Below are 3,947 nucleotides of genomic sequence, written 5' to 3' on the forward strand. Positions count from 1 at the left end.
CCGTTCGCTAACCGGCCGCGCCCCGATGGTGTACACCGCAACCTCCTGGTGGTCGCAGTGCGTGGGTTCGCAGCAGTTCGGCACTCTGCCGCTGCACCTGGCAAGCTACTCGACCGTGGTCGGTGCAATTCCGGCGGGCTGGAGCGGCTACGACATTTGGCAGTTCACCGACTCCGGCCCGTTCGTGGGTGACTCGAACTTCTTCCCCGGCACCGTGAACGACCTGAAGGTTCTGGCGAAGAACCCCAACGCGGTGCACCGCAACTGGGCGAACGGTCAGGATCGCGCCGTTGAGGAACGTGCGGCAGATGACCGTGCCGCGCTGGATTCTAACGTGGTGACCACCGCGACCGGCTCGATCGATATTCGCACCGGCATCGGTAACTTCTGGAACAAGAACCGCTCCTTCTACGGCGACCCGATTGGTACCGAGTACTCCCTGGGCAACGGCGTGTACGCCCAGAAGTTCACCAACAACAAGACTATCTACTGGACGAACTCTCACGGCTCACACTGGCTGGTCACCAACGGCGGCTTGGATCAGAAGTTCCGCTCGGACGTGGCTCGTTTCCAAGGCTTGACTACCAACGAGGAGTCCCGCTCCGACACTATGGCGGTGTCCTTCGCCAATGGTGAGGGTGCCTACTGGTCTGCCGCTACCGGAACCAACATCATCAACGAGCGCGGCGCCATCTACGCGACCTGGCGTGCAGCCGGCATGAAGGGCGCACCCACCACCGATGAGCAGGACCTGGGTAACGGCTTGGTCAAGCAGGAATTCACCGGCAGCACCACCTACGTGTGGTCCACTCAGACCGGAACCCACCGCCTGCACACCGGCGGCGCGTTCTACCACCGCTTCCTGCAGCACCGCGGCATCTGGGGCGCCCCGGTGACCGACGAGACCGTCACCGCCACGGGTGCTCAGGTGCGATTCGCCTCCGGCAAGGTACTGCTCTGGTCGGATGCGTACGGTGCGTACGAGACCAATGGTAACGGCGCGATCTTCAATCACTGGGAGAAGAACACCGCCCGTTACGGTGCGGCACGCGGCGATGAGTCCTACGTGAACGGCGTGTACTACATGGACTTTGAGCGCGGCACGATTCGCTGGACCGCGCAGCGCGGAATCTACTAAACAGCGTGGAATCTATTCAACGCTGAAACGCGCATATGAAAACGAGGGGCACCTGGCAGAGGTGCCCCTCGTTCTTTTGCTACAGGGCGCATCTTCTGAACAACACAAAAATCAAGATGCGTTCTGTAGCGGGTGGGTTACCGAGTGAGTAGAGAACCCGGCTATGTTACCCGTGCCGGCAGGTAAATTTATGTCGAGGCGGCGCGCCGCCTTGAAGCGTTATTGCGGAAGCGTTATTGCGGATTTGTCCAAGAAGTTCGGATTAGTGTGGCGGACATAGTCCCCATTGACTATGTCCGTGGGGCCCACACTAATCTTTATGAGACCTCTCCCGAAGGTGTCTAGAGGAGCACCTAATCGGGATTTAAGGACTCACGGTGAATAACGGCACGGTACGAAGATGCTGAAATTCACCCGGGTATAACGTTCCGGGAGAAGGAATCGATATCTAGGAGGGCCGAAACCTTCACACGTCATATCCCGTTACCTATAGGGTAGGTGCAGGGGGCACTCGAAACCTATCTCTTCGATAAATATTACACTTCAACCAGTGGTTGAATGTTTACAATACAAGTATGTATTTTGAAGTCCATAGATGTCAAACAAGATTCTCTATTGAGCCAATTTAGTGAGAATTTTGAGCTAATCCCCGGAAATTTCCAAAATAAATTCCTGCGTATATTACGTTTAGGTGCCTAGTACTCACAGAGGTTTTCAGCCCCCTACGATAACGGCTCTCAAAAACCCCTAGCTATAAACCACAGCCATACAACGCCGCATTAAAAACACTAAGGCGCACCCCGCGTCGTATGCACAGCAGAAAGAGTACCCCTACTCCCCCGCCACACGGGATGCGCCCTAGGCGTTATAACCATCGAAGCCACCGGCAGAACCTCAGCCGAGTGAGACCTTGAAGCCCTACCGGGCGCCTCGAATCATCCGCCAGCTTAGAGGCTAGCGAAGTCCAGAACCATACGGCCGGTAATCTTACCCGCCGCCATTTCCTCGAAGACAGCCGGTGCCTCGTCAACCTCACGCAGCTGAACCACCGGAACCACGATGCCGTCAGCACCGAACTGGAACGCCTCCGCCAGATCCTGACGGGTACCCACCAGGGAGCCCACCACGCGGATGCCGTCCAGAACGATCTTCACAATGGACAGCTCCATCATCTCCGAGGGCAGACCAACAGCCACCACGGAACCGCCCGCACGAACCGACTCGACAGCCTGGTTGAATGCAACCTTCGACACCGCGGTCACCACAGCAGCGTGAGCGCCGCCGCCGGTCAGCTCGCGAATACGAGCCGGAACGTCCTCAACCTCACGGCCGTTGATGACGTGATCAGCACCGACCTTACGAGCCAGAGCCAGCTTGTCGTCGTTGATATCAACAGCGATAACCTTGGCACCGAAAACCTTCTTAGCGTACTGAACAGCCAGGTTGCCCAGACCGCCAGCGCCGTAAGCAACCAGCCACTGACCCGGGCGAACCAGCGACTCCTTGGTTGCCTTGTAGGTGGTCACACCAGCGCAGGTAATGGAGCTAGCCTGCGCCGGGTCAAGGCCCTCGGGAACCTTCACAGCGTAATCAGCGGTCACCAGGGTGTACTCGCTCATGCCGCCGTCAACCGAGTAGCCTGCGTTCTTCACCGAACGGCACAGGGTCTCACGACCCGAGGTGCAGTACTCACAGTGACCGCAGCCCTCGAAGAACCAAGCCACCGACACGCGGTCGCCTTCCTTCAGGGACTCAACACCCTCGCCAACCTTGACGACACGGCCGATGCCCTCGTGGCCCAGAATACGACCCGGAACCTCACCGAAGTCACCGGCAGCCACGTGCAGGTCAGTGTGGCACACGCCCGAGTACTCAATCTTCACGAGCGCCTGGCCGTGACCAACCTCCGGAATGGGAACCTCACGGACAACAACCGAACCGTCAACCTTCTCAGGGACAACAACAGCCTTCATGGTTTCCTTGCACATGATCTAAACTCCTTAGTCATTGGTGGCCGCGCTCAAACCGCAATCTGCGTTGCGTAATCTGCAAGCCGCAATCTGCAATCTGCGCTTTGCATTCTGCGCTGTGCAACCTAGCGGGGTGGGCGCGTATATTCTTTACATTTCCACCGTAAAATGATGAGCCGACAATCTAAAGGTTCACCCCCGAATATGACAGAGGGGTTAGATAGAGGCATTCTCACGAGCGAGGATGAGCTTTCGATAAGGTCTATTCCGACCAATGCGCTAAACCGCCAAAGGTTGATATGACGCTATGACGAACCGACACAGAAGATGAGAATGCCTCCCAAACCAGCGGTCTGGGAGGCATTCAGAAAAAATTTAAATATTAAGTTTGAGGCGCATACCACCCTAAAGAAAGGGTTCAATCTGCACCTATACGATTCCTGCAGGCTCACAGGAACTCTTAGCCGATGAGACTTAGCTGCCTAGAAGCAGAAAGCAACCTCAATATAGCCGGCACCGCGCTCGCCCGGACCATTCGGAGCGTTCAACGCCCAGCCCAGATCCATGATGCGCACCGTAGAATCCATGAACGTACCGCCGCCAGCACCACCGCCAGCCAGCTGCACCGAACCCACCGCATAGCGGGCACGAGCCGAATCGTTATTCCACTTCTGCGACACCACACGAGCCGAAACGCTCAACGCAGCACCGGAGCCGCCGCCGCCATAACCGGCGCCACCGCCTCCAGAAACCACCGACTGGTAGCCGTTAAACAGCTCGCCAGCGTTCGACGGGCGGTTATCGGTACCCTCCGGAGTCTGATCCCACTGGTACGAATA

The 3,947-nt window shown here is 57.4% G+C and carries 2 protein-coding genes and 1 pseudogene; 1 reads left to right on the plus strand and 2 read right to left on the minus strand.

The window, feature by feature from the left end:
- Positions 1-1,138: GH25 family lysozyme (locus Q0216_RS01985; protein ID WP_298592514.1), on the plus strand; the 1,138-nt coding region annotated here is incomplete at its 5' end.
- 947 nt (positions 1,139-2,085) lie between these two features.
- On the opposite strand, the gene adhP is transcribed toward Q0216_RS01985, so the two are convergent.
- Both adhP and Q0216_RS01995 read right to left on the minus strand, forming a co-directional pair.
- Positions 2,086-3,126, minus strand: a complete 1,041-nt coding sequence (gene adhP, locus Q0216_RS01990) for an alcohol dehydrogenase AdhP (protein WP_366139801.1) — start codon at positions 3,124-3,126, stop codon at positions 2,086-2,088.
- 464 nt (positions 3,127-3,590) lie between these two features.
- Positions 3,591-3,947: pseudogene (locus Q0216_RS01995) on the minus strand (phosphoenolpyruvate synthase); the annotation flags it as partial.

Origin of the sequence: uncultured Rothia sp. (assembly GCF_937976295.1) — a bacterium.
Lineage (GTDB): Bacteria > Actinomycetota > Actinomycetes > Actinomycetales > Micrococcaceae > Rothia.